Annotated in this window: 2 protein-coding genes; both read right to left on the bottom strand. The window is 73.0% G+C overall.

Translation table 11 applies throughout. The annotated features are described in order from the left end of the window. Positions 1-235 (bottom strand): hypothetical protein (locus ACFU7D_RS29675; protein WP_378874126.1); only part of this gene is annotated, 235 nt, incomplete at its 3' end. Positions 236-358: 123 nt separating this feature from the next. After that, a complete protein-coding gene (locus tag ACFU7D_RS29670) occupies positions 359-1,225 on the bottom strand; it encodes a zf-HC2 domain-containing protein (RefSeq protein WP_014155973.1) in 867 nt (288 codons plus the stop codon). Positions 1,226-1,272 lie beyond the last annotated feature (47 nt).

Raw genomic sequence — 1,272 nt, 5'->3', positions numbered from 1 at the left:
CCTCGAACTCGTTGTTCAGCCGGTTGAGATGGACCCCGGCGCGGAAGACCTGGGCGTCCCGTTCGGCGAGTGCGCCGGGGGTGCCCACCTGGCCCCGTTTGCCGGCGTCCCGCATGAGAAATTCCGCCTCGTCGATCTTCTCCTCGAGACGGCGGTAGACCCGGTCCAGATGTTCTTGTTCGACACCGATCTCCCGGTCCCGCAACGAATCGACAGCGGCATCCTGCGCGGCCACCGGGGCCCCCTTCTGACGTGCATCGAGCAGCCGTCAACCGTACGCGAAAGGGGGCCCCGAGCGCACCTGCCGCTCGGGTCACGTTTCGGGTGGTGCGCGCCTCGGGGCCGTCCGGGTGACCCCTCAGGCGTCGATCTCCACAAGCCGCTCGCCGTCGAAGGTGCGCACCTCGAAGTGGTCGATGTCGGAACGGGCCATCGCGGCGCCCCCGTGCACGTACAGCGGGTGCCGCGCGCTCTCGTGGGCGGAGCCCTCGATGCCGTATCCCCAGGTCGGTACGGACCAGGAGGTGACGACCTCCTCCTCGCCGTTCCTGGACACGGCGACGAGGCTGCACTTCTGCGGGCCCTTGACGTTCTCCAGCCGCAGGACCGTGTGTGTGCCCCAGGCCTTGGGCTCCATGCCGACCGTGGCCTCGACCCGGGTCACGGGGTCGGTCGCCCGCTTCTTCTCGGGCATGTGGTGGAAGAAGGCGTCCTCGGCGGGGCTGGTGGGGTGGGGATCGGCCGCCTCGGCCCTCGGGCGGGAGTCCTCACCGGCCGTGGCCGTGACCACGGCCACCGGGCCGCCGATGACGAGGACCGCCGCCGCCGCGACCAGGTACCGGGTGCGCCGGCGCCGCTGGGAGCGCTTCCGCGCGACCTCGTCGACCAGCCCGTCCAGCACCCGGGGCGCGGGGCGCTCCGGGACGTGCGGTACCGGGCGGGCGCCGGGGACGGCGGCCGGGGACTCCGCGAGCATCGCCAGCACGGGCTCCATGCCGGCGAACTCGTCGAGGTGCGCGGCGCAGGACGCGCAGCCGGCCAGATGCGTCTCGAAGGCGGCTGCCTCGGCCTCGTCGAGGATGCCCAGCACGTACGCGCCCGCGGCGTCGTGGGCGGAGCCCTCGTCGGGGAGGGCGAAGGGGTCGCCGGGGGGTACGGGCGGGCCCTGCGGACGCCGGGGACCTGCCGGCCGGGGCCCGAAGGGCTGCCACTCCTGGTCGCTCATGCCGTGATCCCCCTCTCCTCGAGTGCGAGCTTCATGGAACGCAGTGC

The organism is Nocardioides sp. NPDC057577, from assembly GCF_042801335.1.
Classification (GTDB): domain Bacteria; phylum Actinomycetota; class Actinomycetes; order Propionibacteriales; family Nocardioidaceae; genus Nocardioides.
The sequence above is the reverse complement of the archived record's forward strand: the minus strand, read 5'-3'. Positions and strand labels throughout refer to the sequence as shown.